The sequence below is a fragment of the uncultured Veillonella sp. genome (assembly GCF_963543145.1).
GTDB lineage: Bacteria > Bacillota > Negativicutes > Veillonellales > Veillonellaceae > Veillonella.
Map to the genome: position 1 here is coordinate 1 of NZ_CAUTZP010000024.1, position 14,267 is coordinate 14,267.

At 38.0% G+C, this 14,267-nt stretch carries 16 protein-coding genes; 11 read left to right on the plus strand and 5 right to left on the minus strand.

All coding sequences use genetic code 11. The features are described from left to right. The 7 genes from RWZ05_RS08880 to RWZ05_RS08420 form a co-directional block, all read left to right on the plus strand. Positions 1 to 55, plus strand: a 55-nt coding sequence (locus tag RWZ05_RS08880) for a hypothetical protein (RefSeq protein WP_143755343.1), incomplete at its 5' end; no start/stop codon positions are given. Positions 56 to 322: 267 nt separating this feature from the next. Further along, positions 323 to 2,494: an AAA family ATPase gene (locus RWZ05_RS08395; protein WP_314643666.1), complete on the plus strand. Its 2,172-nt coding sequence runs from the start codon at positions 323 to 325 to the stop codon at positions 2,492 to 2,494. A gap of 32 nt (positions 2,495 to 2,526) precedes the next feature. Beyond that, on the plus strand, positions 2,527 to 2,937 hold the full coding sequence (locus RWZ05_RS08400; protein WP_314643669.1) for a hypothetical protein: 411 nt from the start codon (positions 2,527 to 2,529) through the stop codon (positions 2,935 to 2,937). 8 nt (positions 2,938 to 2,945) lie between these two features. Beyond that, positions 2,946 to 3,269: a hypothetical protein gene (locus RWZ05_RS08405; protein WP_314643671.1), complete on the plus strand. Its 324-nt coding sequence runs from the start codon at positions 2,946 to 2,948 to the stop codon at positions 3,267 to 3,269. A 107-nt stretch (positions 3,270 to 3,376) separates the two neighbouring features. Continuing rightward, positions 3,377 to 3,574 (plus strand): hypothetical protein, encoded by a 198-nt coding sequence (locus RWZ05_RS08410; protein ID WP_314360333.1) that lies wholly within the window; start codon positions 3,377 to 3,379, stop codon positions 3,572 to 3,574. Positions 3,575 to 3,592: 18 nt separating this feature from the next. Then, on the plus strand, positions 3,593 to 4,012 hold the full coding sequence (locus RWZ05_RS08415; protein ID WP_314643672.1) for a GNAT family N-acetyltransferase: 420 nt from the start codon (positions 3,593 to 3,595) through the stop codon (positions 4,010 to 4,012). A gap of 180 nt (positions 4,013 to 4,192) precedes the next feature. Continuing rightward, positions 4,193 to 4,678, plus strand: a complete 486-nt coding sequence (locus RWZ05_RS08420) for a GNAT family N-acetyltransferase (RefSeq protein WP_314643673.1) — start codon at positions 4,193 to 4,195, stop codon at positions 4,676 to 4,678. On the opposite strand, the gene RWZ05_RS08425 is transcribed toward RWZ05_RS08420, so the two are convergent. The 4 genes from RWZ05_RS08425 to RWZ05_RS08440 are packed head-to-tail and all read right to left on the minus strand — an operon-like array spanning position 4,675 to position 8,448. Further along, positions 4,675 to 5,775 carry a metal ABC transporter permease gene (locus RWZ05_RS08425; protein WP_314643675.1) on the minus strand — a complete coding sequence of 367 codons (1,101 nt, stop codon included), beginning with the start codon at positions 5,773 to 5,775 and terminating at the stop codon, positions 4,675 to 4,677. The genes RWZ05_RS08420 and RWZ05_RS08425 overlap by 4 nt on opposite strands. After that, on the minus strand, positions 5,772 to 6,737 hold the full coding sequence (locus RWZ05_RS08430; protein WP_314643677.1) for a metal ABC transporter permease: 966 nt from the start codon (positions 6,735 to 6,737) through the stop codon (positions 5,772 to 5,774). Before RWZ05_RS08430 ends, RWZ05_RS08425 begins: the two co-directional genes overlap by 4 nt. Continuing rightward, a complete protein-coding gene (locus tag RWZ05_RS08435) occupies positions 6,734 to 7,465 on the minus strand; it encodes a metal ABC transporter ATP-binding protein (RefSeq protein WP_314643679.1) in 732 nt (243 codons plus the stop codon). Before RWZ05_RS08435 ends, RWZ05_RS08430 begins: the two co-directional genes overlap by 4 nt. A gap of 41 nt (positions 7,466 to 7,506) precedes the next feature. Continuing rightward, positions 7,507 to 8,448 (minus strand): metal ABC transporter solute-binding protein, Zn/Mn family, encoded by a 942-nt coding sequence (locus RWZ05_RS08440; RefSeq protein WP_314643682.1) that lies wholly within the window; start codon positions 8,446 to 8,448, stop codon positions 7,507 to 7,509. Between the two features lie 532 nt (positions 8,449 to 8,980). Between RWZ05_RS08440 and RWZ05_RS08445 the strand changes: the two genes are divergently transcribed. The 4 genes from RWZ05_RS08445 (at position 8,981) to RWZ05_RS08460 (ending at position 13,527) form a co-directional block, all read left to right on the plus strand. Beyond that, positions 8,981 to 9,358: an energy transducer TonB gene (locus tag RWZ05_RS08445; RefSeq protein ID WP_314643684.1), complete on the plus strand. Its 378-nt coding sequence runs from the start codon at positions 8,981 to 8,983 to the stop codon at positions 9,356 to 9,358. 10 nt (positions 9,359 to 9,368) lie between these two features. Next, positions 9,369 to 9,716 carry an energy transducer TonB gene (locus tag RWZ05_RS08450; RefSeq protein WP_314643685.1) on the plus strand — a complete coding sequence of 116 codons (348 nt, stop codon included), beginning with the start codon at positions 9,369 to 9,371 and terminating at the stop codon, positions 9,714 to 9,716. A gap of 220 nt (positions 9,717 to 9,936) precedes the next feature. Continuing rightward, entirely contained in the window at positions 9,937 to 11,553 is a 1,617-nt protein-coding gene (locus RWZ05_RS08455; RefSeq protein ID WP_314643687.1) for a PAS domain-containing protein, read from the plus strand. Positions 11,554 to 11,898: 345 nt separating this feature from the next. Then, entirely contained in the window at positions 11,899 to 13,527 is a 1,629-nt protein-coding gene (locus tag RWZ05_RS08460; protein WP_314643691.1) for a phosphoenolpyruvate carboxykinase (ATP), read from the plus strand. An 84-nt stretch (positions 13,528 to 13,611) separates the two neighbouring features. Here the strand turns inward: RWZ05_RS08460 and RWZ05_RS08465 are convergent. Continuing rightward, a partial coding sequence (locus tag RWZ05_RS08465; RefSeq protein WP_314643694.1) for an RraA family protein occupies positions 13,612 to 14,267 on the minus strand: 656 nt, incomplete at its 5' end.

Below are 14,267 nucleotides of genomic sequence, written 5' to 3' on the forward strand. Positions count from 1 at the left end.
CCGTATCGTGTACGATATTACATCTAAACCACCTGCTACAATTGAGTGGGAATAATAAGAAATATTGATTTTAAATTCATTAACTACACTTTTTGAGTAATACTGAATTCAACTGAAAGGTAAAAGAATAGGTTTGACGGGAAGTTAGTTATTGAATTTTAAGTGTGCATATAAAGCCTCCCATTGTTTTGATGGGAGGCTTTTAGTATGATAGGGAGGTGTTTTTTATAATATCAGGCGTAGGATAGAGCAAAGGGAGATATAATTGTCTAATCTTAAATAGTAATTAAGTTTATTAAACGTATGGGGAGTTAATTAATTTATGATTACAAAAATTATAATGAATAATGTTGCAAGCTATAAAACATCAACCTCACTTGAAACAGATAAAAAAGTTAATTTATTATATGGATTAAATGGGACTGGAAAGAGTACACTTTCAAACTTTCTATATAATAGGTCAGATAATAAGTTTGCAGATTGCTCTATTGAGGGATTAAAGGAATCCGATACAGTTTTGGTCTATAATCAACAATTTATTAGAGACAATTTTTATGAAACAGAGGATATTCCTGGAATTTTTACATTATCAAAAGAAAATAAAGAAATTAAGGAAGTCATTGATAAGGCGAGGAATGAACTCTCTAAAATAAAGAAAGAGAAGGAGAAGGCTGAACAGGAAGCGAAAAATACATTAGAACAATATAATGAGAGTGTTGCTGACTATAAAAATGAAGTTTGGGTAATTAAAAAGGAATTTACTACGGAAAATAATGTATTAGGTTATTGTTTAGATAGATTAAAAAGCAGTAAAGACACACTGTTTAACTATTTAGTAAGTCTGAAGAAGGTTAAAATAGAGCCTGATTATTCGCTAGAAACATTAAAAAACGAAGCTACTGATTTAAAATCTGGAGCTCGAAAAGAATCTAGTATAAATAAAATCAGTTTAGTTGAAGATGAGATAGCGAATTTAGAGCTTCTTGAGAAAATAATTGTGGGAAATAATAATAGTACTATTTCTGTAGTTATTGATAAGTTAAAAAATTCCGATTGGGTGAATAAAGGGTTAGCTTACATAGATACTGATAAAAATCCAAGTATTTGTCCTTTTTGCCAACAAAAAACAATCTCAAAAGAATTTGTTGAAGAAATATATAAATATTTTGATAATAGTTATGAAGATGATAAAAATAAATTAAGTTGCTTGCTAAAAGACTATTCGAATAAGGCTACATATATATTTGATGAAATTGAAAAACTTAAAGCTAATAGATTTTTAAATAATAATATCGAAGCTATAGAAAGAAATTTATTAATTTTAGAGAACTTAATAAAATCTAATAAATCTAAAATAGAGGATAAAATAAATACTCCGAGCCTGAGTGTAATGTTAGAATCTTCTGAGGATGTAGTATCTAATATTAATAAAATTATTGAAGAGGCTAACCAAAGGATATTAGAGTACAATAAAAAAATTGAAAATATTGAAGCTAGTAGAAATAAAATAAAAGAAAAATTTTGGGATTTAATGCAAATAAGATTTGCTACTATTATTAGTGATTATAATAAAAAGAAAAAAGAATATGATAATTATGTAACAGAATATGATAAGAAGATAGATGGCTTTAAAAAAGAAATAGATAATCAGCAAAGTATTATCAGAGAAAATCAAAAGAGGACTGTTAATATAGATGAAGCGATTGATAATATAAAAGGAGCTCTTTTAGATATTGGAATAATAGATTTTTCAATTGAAAAATATTCTGATGAAGAATCTTTATATCATATTAAAAGAACTGGCTGTGAAGATGTCCATGTTTTTCATACTCTAAGTGAAGGTGAAAAGATGGTAATTAGTTTTTTGTATTTTTTAGAGAGATGTAAAGGTGAAGTAAAGAGTGATTCCACTTCAACAAATAAAATTATTATAATAGATGATCCTATCTCTAGTTTGTCACATATACATATTTTTAATATAGGTAGATTGATTCATAATGAATTTTTAAGGACTGATACGTATGAGCAAGTATTTATTCTTACACATAGTTTATATTTTTTCTATGAGCTGACAAATATAAACCATGTAGAAAGAGAGCGTACTCAGAAATTATTTAGATTATGTAAAAATGAGGTTGGAAGTTCATTTAATACAATGAAGTATGAGGAAATTCAAAATGATTATCAGTCATACTGGTATATTATTAAGGATCAAAATCAGCCACCAGCGCTTATCGCTAATTGTATGAGAAATATAATTGAATATTTTTTTAATTTTGTTGAGAAACAGGATTATAATAACGTATTCCAAAAAGCGGAGTTACAGAAAACTAATTTCATGGCATTTAATCGATATATGAATAGAGAGTCACACTCAAAAGGACAGAATATATTTGATTTAAAAGAGTTTAATTATAATGATTTTAAGACTGCTTTTGAATTGGTTTTTCAACACACGGGATACTCAGAACATTATAATAAAATGATGAAATAAAAAGTGTTAATAAATTCTTGAGGATAGGCCCTATGAAAACGACAAAGTCTTTTGGCGAGTATCCCAAATATTCTCTCCATGATGCGCGGGTACAGAAAATAGAATATGCAGATGATAATTTGATTTTTACTTTTGAGTATATTTTCTCTTATGAGAATGGTGTTGAACAGACTCATAAGGCTCAAGTAGTATTTGAAACGTGTGACATAGATGATCTTGAAATTCTCGTCTTTAATAGTACAATATTAGATACTTTCACAGGTAAAAGAATTGAGTTACCTCAGTATCAGCAGGAGTATAGTAAAAGTGAATTCGAGGTCATTACGGAGACTTATAACTGGGGGCGCGCTGTGCTGCAAGGTTGGTTATGGACCGAAGGGAATCCCGTACACTGTATAATGAACATATACTTTAAAGGTGATATGGTATATGTAGTTGAATGAGGCCTGAAATGAGCGATTTAGATTTTACTATTAGTTGCACAGTTACGTTCTTCAGCAAGAAGCGAAGAACTCCATCGAATTTAAATAATGGAATGTACTATCCTCATTTTGTTATAAAAGGTACTGAGGAATATCTTGGTATTAACTTTATTGATGGTGAAGATGTCATCTTTGATAAACCGATTCAAGCCAATGCTTTACCTGTATATGAAACTGTAGATTATTCTGCACTACAAGCAGGCGCTGAGTTCCTTATCATGGAAGGTGGTAATGTTGTTGGTGAAGGGATTGTAAAAGAAATCTTTCAACATAAACCGTATGGGAGTAAATAACTATGGGCTATAAAAATGTATGTGTAAACTGCCGGATCTCTTTGTCGGAGGGTACAAACTACGAGTTGTTCAACAGAAATAAAACCTGCCCTACATGCAAAGGTAAGATGTACTTTGTGAACGAGAAGTTCAAGGCTCCTAAAAAATCTAATGATAAAGAATGGAAGCTTATCGAGTATTTGTTGTTGAGCGGCTATGATTTCCGCAATCCTTATTGTGGTCATGAAGAATGTATTTATTTTGAGTTCCCTAAGAACCTACAAGAGGCAGAGGCGTTTATTCGTGAGATGCGAAAGTTAAAGTAATCATTTGGAGGAGCTTTTATGGAGATTACATATACTGAGGAGCGAAATTTTACGCCCCAGCAAGTAGCAGAGTTATTTCTAGCCGTTCGTTGGGTAGTAGGTAAATATCCAGACCGTCTACACAAGGCTCTCATGAATTCATCTCGTGTGATTTCTGCCTGGGATGGCGACCGTTTAGTTGGCCTTATTCGTGTTATGGATGATAGCGAGCTGGTATGTTTCATAAACTATGTGCTAGTACATCCTGATTATCATGGCCAAGGTATTGCTGGTCATTTGCTAGAAATGGTGAAAGACGCTTACAAGTCGTATTTGTACATCAATGTTATGATAGGTGAAAGCAAGAATGCACCGTTTTACGAGAAGCATGGATTTAAGGTAAAAGAGAATTCCTTACCAATGCAATATCGTAATGTACCGAAATATACAAAAAAGTAAAATAGAAAATGCTACGCCTAGATATTTTTAGGCGTAGCATTTATTGCTGTAATGGAGAATGCTAATATAATATACATATATGTACACGTATTATGTAAGTCCCACAGAGTATGTAAGTCCTACAGAGTATGTTACTAGTGTATATAATACTATTATGTGAAAGAATGGATAGGGGAATCAATGTTCATACGCAAAGCAACAACCGAAGATTTAGATATAGTAACACATATAGAAGCGACTTGTTTTCCGCCAGCAGAAGCGGCGCCTCGTGAGGCTTTTAAGGAACGATTAGACCATTATGCAGGTCAGTTCTTAATTGCTTTTGACGGCGATACACCTATTGGTTTTATCGATGGTTTTGTAACAGATGATGAAATCTTAACGGATGAGATGTTCGCCGATGCTTCTTTGCATAACCCTAACGGCGCATGGCAGATGATATTTGGCTTAAATACAATGCCAGAATATCGGAATCGCGGTGTAGGTGGTCAGTTGATAGAGGCTTTCATCGAATTGGCTAGAGATGAAAAACGTAAGGGTGTTATTCTAACCTGTAAGGAAGAGAAGATACCTTATTACGGCAAGTTTGGTTTTGTAAATGAAGGTGAATCAGAATCTGATCATGGCGGTGCCAAATGGTATCAAATGCGAGTTGAGTTTTATTAAATAATTTCCTTTACCTGCGCCACGCCTTTATCGGTCAGCATATAGTACCCATTTGTTACATACAACAAGCCTTGTTTCTTAAGGTGTGATGCGGCTTGGTGTGTATAGTCTGGCTTCCAGTTTAGGTGTTCGTGAATGGTACCGATACCGTTTTCAATGGCCGCCACAGGTGTATTCATATGTGTATATACATGGCATAGCATCATCATTTCACGGTAGTGACGACGCAAGTGGCGTTGGCGAAGATAGGTTGCAATATAGCCTGTCTTTGGCGTGCAAATAACGGCAATTAATAAAGCGACACCGATCGTCGTTGCGATAGCGCCTACAATGGATACGTCTAGGGTGAAAGCCACTTCCGTACCGATGATGGCACAGATAATGCCAATGATGATACTGCTAATGAGCATGGCTTTCACAGAGTCCGTCCATAAATAAGCAATAACCGCAGGTCCGATCATGAGGCCGATAACGAGGATGGCACCTACCGCTTGGAAGGAGGCCACTACGGTGAGGGACACCATGGTCATGAGCACGTAGTGGATGAGGGTCGGCATGAAACCAAAAAGCCCTGCCAATAGTGGATCGAAGGTAGATAGCTGCAATTCCTTGTAGAAGAGCATAACTAATAGGAGGTTGATGACCGCTACCCCAAGGGAAATCCATAGTGATACAGGACCTAAGTCGGTGCCGTTTACAATCCATCTGTCGAATGGGGCGAACGCGATTTCCCCTAGAAGCGCCGTATCTACGTCAAGGTGTGCGTTGCCGCTATAGAGACTGACGAGGATGATAGCAATGGAGAAGAGCAATGGAAAGATGATACCAATGGACGCGTCTTCGTTGACGAGGCCCGTGTTATGAATCATCTCTGTAAGCCATACCGTTCCAACGCCGACTAAGGTTGCCCCTACTAGAAGCAAGGGTGAGTTTAAGTCTTCCGTTACAAAGAAAGCGAGCACGATGCCGAGGAATACGGTGTGCGTAATGGCGTCGGCCATCATGGACATGCGGCGCAGCACGAGGAATACACCAGGGATAGCACACGCAATGGATACGGCAATGGCGATGAGTAAAATCTCTGTATGTACTGTCATGGCGCACCTCCTATGCGAGGTTGTCCTCCCTCTGCTCTATATATCTTTTGGTGCAAATCGGCAGGACTTATCTTTGCGGTTTCTGATAGTAAAGCTTGTTTTGATTGTTTGTTTTTACGATATTGCCACAAAATGCCTCTATTAGGTGCAAAAACGAGGCTCACCAGTACGATAACCGACAGAATGATGATGATTGCAGGTCCTGTAGGCAGTTTTTGTACTGCTGTACTCCAAAGGGTACCGCCCATAGCGGAAGCCATGCCGAATAGACCTGCTAAGGTGCACATAGTTCCAAGCTTGTTGGTCCATTGACGTGCCCCTACGGCTGGTGCAATGAGTAGAGAACTAATCAAGATGGCACCTACTGATTGGATGCCGATGATGATGGTCATAATCAGTAGTGAACGATATAAAATGAGTGTAAAGGTGACGGGAATTTGCAATGTTTTAGCGTATTCTACGTCAAAGGAAATGAGTTTCAGTTCTTTCCAAAATAAGGCTGTTAAAACGATAATGATGAGCGCTGCCGCTGATGTAATATACACATCGCGGGCTAATATGGTGGCGGCCTGTCCAAATATAAATTTTGAAAGTCCCGCCTGACCTGCATTGTTTAGACTTTGAAGGTAGGTGAGTAGAACCATACCAAGACCAAAGAAAGCAGATAGTATAGTAGCTAAAGCGCCATCGAATTTGATTTTACTGTTTTCGACGGTGATGGTAATGAGCCACGCCGCAGTGATAGAGGACAGGGCAGCACCTATAATAAGTACTTCAATGTCTTTTATGCCGGTCAGCAAGAACGCGATGACTACACCCGGCAGTGCCGCGTGGGAGAGGCCATCACCAATGAGGCTTTCCTTGCGCAGTACTGCAAAGGTGCCAGCGATGCCACTGGCAAGACCCAAGAGAGCTGTGCCGAGCAATACCATTTGCGTCGTGTAGGATTGGAGTATGTTCATACAATCCTCCCCTTGCCGTAGGTGCGCTCGATGGCTTCTTCAGTAAAGGTATCTGCCACAGGACCATAGGCCACGGTTTGCTTATTGACCATCGTGACCCAGTCGAAATACTGAGGCACCGTATTTAAATCGTGATGTACGACGATAACTGTTTTGCCGCGCGCTTTCATTTCTTGTAACAGGGAGATTATGGCGTGTTCCGTCGTTTTATCGACGCCCTTAAAAGGCTCGTCCATGAGGTAAATATCTGCCTCCTGTACGAGGGCTCTTGCGAGGAATACACGCTGTTGTTGTCCCCCTGAAAGTTGACGGATTTGCCTGTTTACATAGTCGGTCATACCCATTTTTTCAATCATGGAGAGGGCTAGTTCCTTATCCTTTTTACTTGGTCGTTTGAACCAACCTAGATGACCATAACGGCCCATGAGGACCACATCTAAAACGGTGGTAGGGAAGTCCCAGTCGACGCTACCGCTTTGAGGGACATAGGCGATTTTTTTGTAATCCCTTTTGTCCATCGCTAAGTGGTGATCGATATAAAACTTAACACTACCTGAGATAACTGTTAATAGGCCTAACATAGCCTTTAATAATGTAGATTTACCGGCCCCATTAGGGCCGACGATAGCCGCTAAGGAACCGATGGGTACCTTCATATCTACGTCCCATAATACGGGTTTTGTCGTATAGGCTACGGTCATATCTTCAACTTCAACGGCCCATTCCATAGAGACCTCCTTGTATTAATGAGTGCCACTAGCCTTATATATTATTTAAGTGCTTTAGCGATGGTATCGATGTTAGCTTTTACCATGCCGATATAGGTGCCCCCTTCAGTGCCTTCGGAACCGAGGGAGTCAGAGTATAATTCGCCGCCAATCGTAACGTTCCAACCTTTAGCCTTAGCTGCTTCTTGAACGGCTTCAATTGTTTTATGTGGTACAGAGGATTCTACGAAGATAGCTTTAATCTTGTGATCTACAATATATTGAACAAGCTCGTTCACATCTTGTGTACCAGCCTCTGTTGCGGTGCTAACCCCTTGCAAGCCTTTTACTTCAAAGCCATACGCACGAGCAAAGTATTGGAACGCATCGTGTGCTGTTACTAGAACACGAGATTCTTTAGGAATTGATTCTGCTTGAGCTTTGATGTATGCATCTGTTTCATCTAGTTTAGTAAGGTACGCATCATACCGTTTCTTGAAATCCTCTTTATGAACTGGATCTGCTTTAGCAAGACCTTCGTAAACAGCTTTGGCCGCAAGTTTCCAATTCGCTACATCGAACCAAATATGAGGGTCTTTTGTTTTTACCCCATCTTCTTCGTCAAAGTCGAGTAGTGTAGCTGGATCAATAGCATCAGATACGCGGATGGTAGCTTTATTTTGTTTTGTTAAATTGTCGAAAATGGAACCCATTTTACCTTCTAAGTGAATGCCGTTGTACACTACAACATCTGCCTTAGACATAGCTGTTACATCGCCGGCGCTCGCTTGATAGAGGTGAGGGTCTACGCCAGGTCCCATGAGACCTTGTACAGCTACATGATCACCGCCGATTTCTTTTACTAAATCCGTTAACATTGTCGTTGTGGCTACAACGTTTAATTTCTTCTGACTGTCTTGCGCTGCATCTTTTCCACAACCGGCCAAGGCTAATAACATTAGTGTAAATGATAGGACGACTAATAGGACTCGATTGAACTTCATAATAAACCTCCTTTTGTAGGTACTGGATTTAAAATCTTCTAGTTATCTTGTTAATACAAAAATGATGTAATGATAATGTGGAAAAACCAATATAAATAATTAAACATAAATAATTAAACATAAATAACTAAACATAAATAACTAACAGATTTATGCTTTGAAAAGGTGGTATGCTACCTTGATTTGAACAGAAAAATAGCCGCTACTAACGTAGCGGCTATTGGCAGTTATACGTTCTTCTGCTAGGGTCACGATCCATTAGTGGATGAGAGATTGTAGATGGTTTGGCCCAATGAGGGCAATGATACCAAGTACCATCATGACCTTCATTTGAATACGCTTTCTACGTCTCATGATGAACCTCCTTTGTGTAATTTTTTGTCATATCAACCTGATATGTAAGTCCGAACAGTTATCTTGAAATTAATATATCATAAATGAGAAATTTTATCAATAAGAAAATATTCTTTAAAATTTCATCTTAATTTAGTATGATATTATGCATAGATACAAGTTAATAAGGAGGCTTATTATGAATAAATTACTACGTTATACTGCGGCGGTATTACTTGTTACATCTTTTGGTGTGTTAGGTAATTATACAGCTGATGCAGCTAAGTTCTTAGAATCTCCACGAGAAGTGGAAATTGTAAAACCTGAGTTGCCTGAGGTTCCTCAAACAGCTACGGTAGCACCTAATATGCGCGTACGCTTTTTGATTGATAAAAAAGGGAATGTTAAAAATGTATTTGTGGAACGTTCCTCTGGTTATGCTCCAGTTGATGAAGCTGTAAAAAAAGCGATTATGCAGTGGAAATTTACACCTGCTATAGGGGTAGATCAAAAGGCACATGAATCTATTATTGGGATGACAATTACTCTGCCTAAGAATGCTGTAACGGCAAAATAAGGAGATAATGATGAATAAAGTGTTGCGTTGTACGATGTTAAGTGCATTGTTTATAACTAGTATGGTAGCTTCTGTGTTGGCAGCTCCATATGACCCACCTACAGCGGTATCTACACCGGCTGTGGACAGAGCTGTTCTCGCTGGTTATGGCGATGCAGTTCATGGTGCAGATGTGCGTTTTACCATTAAAGAAGACGGCTCTGTAGGGGACATTGAAGTCGTCGCATCTAGCGGCTCTAGCGCTCTTGATGAAGTGCTTGTTGAAAAGATCGGGACCTGGCGATTTAAGCCTGCTACTGATTCCAACGGCAATCCAGTAGCATCTTCTAAAACTGAATATATTGATTTCAATATCTAACTGAAGGCACTCATACTTAGTATGGGTGCTTTTTGTGTGTAATCTTAAGATAATGCACTCTTTGTGTAATCTACTTTAAATTAAATTTTAATCACCATTAAGCAAATTAGTTGAGAAACTTTTACAAAATAATAAAACTGTATCTGTAGCTACTGAAAATTACTTTCAAAATGATATAATAGAATTATAATCATCAATTAGCCCTTGGAGGTATACACATATGAATCCATTAAAACAAAAGCTAGATATTAACAATGAACGTTACAGAATTATTGTGTCCGTTAAAGAAGATTATTTAGATGGCAAATTGTCCTTAGAAGAGGGCAATCGTATTTTAAAAGAACAACTAGGCACTTGTACGCCTGATGAGTTTGCTTATGCAGAGCAAAGTTTAAAAGGTGTTTATAAGGATGAAGAAATCCTAGATAAGATGGATGACCTATTGAACTTGTTCGATGGCGTATTAGTTCGCGCAGAAAATGAGTACCCTGAAAATCATCCGTTGTGGGTGTACTTAGAAGAAATCAATGCTGTTGAAAAGGTCGCTCTCGAAGCAGATAAATTATTGAAGCAAGAGAAATTTATTAAAAATCCTTGGCTTGGTATCTTTGATTCTTTAGCGCAATGGAGAACGCATCTGTCTCGTAAGCAAAATCAATTATATCCAATGCTCGAAGATCATGGTTTTGACCGCCCAACACGTATTATGTGGACCTTTGATGACGGCGTACGCGATGCTATCTCTGCATCCTATGCTTTGCTACGGGAGGATAAATACGACGAATTTTTAGCGTCTGTACCAGAAACGTTAGAGAAGTTACGTGATTTGAACTCCAAAGAGTTAGAAGTACTATTGCCGACATCTTATAAACTGTTAAGCGAAGAAGAGTTTGTGCGCATGAGTAAAAATGACCATGAAATTGGTTATGCAATCATCAATCCGCCAGGTTTATATGTAGTGCCAGGCATCAATGATTCTGCAGCGCAACTAAATGCAAATAACTCCGGTCAAAACGGTGGAGTATCTAACGAGTTCCTAAACGATTTGGCAGGGCTATTATCCAAATATGTGGGCCCTGTAGGTGGAGCAGCTGTTAATAAGGATGCTGTTCTAGATGTAGCCACTGGCAAATTGACATTAGAGCAAATCAATTTGTTATTCCGTCATCTTCCAGTAGATTTATCCTATGTAGATGAAAATGAACTCGTTAAGTTCTACAGCGATACACCACATCGCATTTTCCCTCGCAGTGCCAACGTTATTGGTCGTGAGGTGAAGAACTGTCATCCAGCGAAGTCTGTTCATGTAGTAGAAGAAATTGTTGAAAAGTTCCGCTCTGGGGAACAAAGCCAAGCAGAATTCTGGATTAACAAACCAGGCCTGTTCATCTATGTTATCTACACGGCCGTGCGCGATGAAAATGGTAAATTCCGGGGCGTTCTAGAAATGATGCAAGATTGTACGCATATTCGTGAGCTTGAAGGATCCCGTACATTGTTGACTTGGGATAAAACCGACTTTGTTGGTGATAGTAGTAAAGAAAAGTCCTTGGCGCAAAAGGCTGCCGAAGAGGTAGAGGAAGAACCATTAACAGCTGATGCAGATGGTCGACTCCATATCGATGCAAAAACGACATTGTCTAATTTGATTAAACAAAGTCCAGATATTGTAGATTATTTGATTTCTTTGAATCCGAAATTCGAGAAATTGAAAACGCCTATGGTAAAAGTTATGGCTAAGGTGGCTACCATCAAGATGATTGCGGAGCGCGGCGATTTTAATGTAGATGATTTGATTGGTAAAATCGACGCATTTATTAATAAAAATAAGAAATAATTGAACTTTTAAATATGAAAGAGGCGAGGTCTCAGGACCTTGCCTCATTTTATTTTGTTATTAGTATTATGCAGTGACTATGAATATAGAATCCTATGTTGTTTACTTTAGTTGTAGCCTTAAGGAATAATTAGTTATCAATTTTTATTATTACAGATGTGTTGCACTAATTTGAAATAAACATACAATAATTTACTATAATTCATCTATTTTGTGTATACAAATTTGATTGAAAAGGGTAAAATAGAACATAATGAAAGTATTTGCAAAAACAGTATTTTCATATATTAATATACTTTTACAAGAGAAATTACTGATATATTTAAAGGTGAGGATCTGGATACTATGTCTACAAGACGCGTTTGGAAGCAAAGTGAAATTAAAACAAACCCATTATTTTCTAAGATGCGCAGTACTATTGAAACTGCATTCTATGGAAACAATGTGACTCCTATTACATCTGTAGCACAAGCGTATCAACTTGCTGCTGAAGAGCCAGGTGTTATCGTCCTCGATATGCCTGTACATAAACCATGTGAACAAGGTTTGCCAACTGATGCGAAGGTACTTGTTACTAACGATGGTAAAACTACAGGCCGCTATGCAAAAGCTCGTCGCATTATTGGCGATGAAGGCATAGATGAAGTTGAACTTGCTAATATTGCACGTGATGCAGTATACGATAGCCGCGATAAAGAGTGGATTGCTGCTCAAGCTATTGTTGGTTTAGATAAAAAATTCACCGCTCGTGCTCATTTGATGATTCCAAAAAATCACGCATCTATTTTGTACTCCTGGATCATGAACTTCAAGTTCTTCGATGCAGCGGTAAAAGAATTCTACAATGATAGTTTAGAGATTCCAGAAGGTGATATCTATATCTATTCTGATCCAGATTATGTTGTACCAGGTCATCCGGGTGGCCTTGCTATTTTCGACACTGCTCATAACTGTGCTATGATTCTTGGCATGCGCTATTTTGGTGAGCATAAAAAAGGTACATTGACATTGGCATGGTCCTTGGCAAATCGCCTCGGTTATGTTGCTTGCCATGGCGGTATGAAACGTTACAACCTTGATAATGGCAAATCCTATACGATCGGTGTATTCGGCTTGTCCGGTTCCGGTAAATCTACATTGACTCATGAAAAACACGATGGTCGTTATGATATCTCTATCTTGCATGACGATGCGTATATCATTAATACTGAAGATTTGAGTTCCATTGCCCTTGAACCTACATACTTTGACAAAATGCAAGATTACCCTGTGGAACATCCTGCTAATGAATTCTTGTTAACACTACAAAACGTAGGCGTAACTATGGATGAAGAAGGGCGTAAGGTTGTATTAGCTGAAGACGTTCGTAATAACAATGGTCGCGCTATTAAATCTCAATTCTGGACAGATAACCGCGTAAATTATGTTGGTGAGCCTGTAAATGCTATTGTATGGTTAATGAAAGATAAAACATTGCCACCAATCCTTAAAATTGATGATCCTGTACTCGCATCTACAATGGGTGCGACCCTTGCTACGCGTCGCTCTACAGCGGAAAAGCTCGATGCGCATGTTGATCCAAATGCACTTGTTATTGAACCATATGCAAATCCTTTCCGTACATATCCATTGGCTCGTGATTATGAAAGCTACAAAAAATTGTTCTCCGAATGTGGTGTAGAATGCTACATCATGAATACAGGTTTCTTCTTAGAAGATAAAGTTCCGAAAGAAGTGACTCTTGATTTGTTAGAACGTTTGGTAGAAGGTACTTTAGACTTCAAACCATTCTATAAATACGAAAACCTCTCCTATGTAGAGGTTCCTGGTTTTGAACCTCCATTCCAAGTGCGTGAGTACCATCACCAACTACATAAAGCTTTCGAGTTCCGCTATGACTACGTAGAAAAACTTATTGGTCATAAAAATGAATTACCACAAGAAGTATTGGATGTACTTAAAACGTTAATGTAATCTCAAAATATATTAAAGCCTCAAATACTATGGGGATTATCTAACTTCTCAAATAAAAGGCCCTCCGTATGGAGGGCTTTTTGATTACATATGTTTCTTTATATAGTCAGCAACATCATTTGTGAGAATACTTGTAAAGTTATGGATGTATTTCGCTGAGCTATATTCAAATTCTTTGACACGTTTTAGACGATTACTATCTGCTATGTCTTTTTTCTTTGCTGTTTCGAGTACAGTGACTGCATGCTCCTGAGGAATGATGATAACTCCATCAGAATCGGCCATAATATGATCACCAGAATAGACTTTAACATTTCCTATAGTGATGGGGATATTAATGCCCCCTAAATCTGCTTTTCCTGGACGCTTTGGATAGGTACCTGTGCAGTAAATTGGCAAATCTAGGCTTCTCATACCTTCTTTGTCTCTCACAAATCCATCGAGCACAATCCCTTTGCAACCGTTTAAGGCTGCTAAATGTGCTTGAATATCTCCAAGAAATGCACAGCTTTTATGATTGTCTGTCGAAATTAATAGGACACGACCGTGCGCATGTGTTGCCATGGCTAGATGAATGGGTAAACTGGTGCCATCTGGTGCATATACGGTAGTTACAAGCCCTACTAGTGGTTTAGAATAGCTGTAAAGTGGACGGATTGAATAAGGTAAACAACCGCCACTAGTTAGCTCTAATAAATCTATTGCGTCACTGACGACAGTAGTGGATAGTTGTTCAAACG

Coding starts and splice junctions, on each gene's coding strand:
- RWZ05_RS08395 (WP_314643666.1), top strand. CDS start 323: ATGATTACAAAAATTATAATGAATAATGTTGCAAGCTATAAAACATCA.
- RWZ05_RS08420 (WP_314643673.1), top strand. CDS start 4,193: ATGTTCATACGCAAAGCAACAACCGAAGATTTAGATATAGTAACACAT.
- RWZ05_RS08450 (WP_314643685.1), top strand. CDS start 9,369: ATGAATAAAGTGTTGCGTTGTACGATGTTAAGTGCATTGTTTATAACT.
- RWZ05_RS08430 (WP_314643677.1), bottom strand. CDS start 6,737: ATGAACATACTCCAATCCTACACGACGCAAATGGTATTGCTCGGCACA.
- RWZ05_RS08455 (WP_314643687.1), top strand. CDS start 9,937: ATGAATCCATTAAAACAAAAGCTAGATATTAACAATGAACGTTACAGA.
- RWZ05_RS08460 (WP_314643691.1), top strand. CDS start 11,899: ATGTCTACAAGACGCGTTTGGAAGCAAAGTGAAATTAAAACAAACCCA.
- RWZ05_RS08445 (WP_314643684.1), top strand. CDS start 8,981: ATGAATAAATTACTACGTTATACTGCGGCGGTATTACTTGTTACATCT.
- RWZ05_RS08435 (WP_314643679.1), bottom strand. CDS start 7,465: ATGGAATGGGCCGTTGAAGTTGAAGATATGACCGTAGCCTATACGACA.
- RWZ05_RS08415 (WP_314643672.1), top strand. CDS start 3,593: ATGGAGATTACATATACTGAGGAGCGAAATTTTACGCCCCAGCAAGTA.
- RWZ05_RS08410 (WP_314360333.1), top strand. CDS start 3,377: ATGTACTTTGTGAACGAGAAGTTCAAGGCTCCTAAAAAATCTAATGAT.
- RWZ05_RS08425 (WP_314643675.1), bottom strand. CDS start 5,775: ATGACAGTACATACAGAGATTTTACTCATCGCCATTGCCGTATCCATT.
- RWZ05_RS08405 (WP_314643671.1), top strand. CDS start 2,946: ATGAGCGATTTAGATTTTACTATTAGTTGCACAGTTACGTTCTTCAGC.
- RWZ05_RS08400 (WP_314643669.1), top strand. CDS start 2,527: ATGAAAACGACAAAGTCTTTTGGCGAGTATCCCAAATATTCTCTCCAT.
- RWZ05_RS08440 (WP_314643682.1), bottom strand. CDS start 8,448: ATGAAGTTCAATCGAGTCCTATTAGTCGTCCTATCATTTACACTAATG.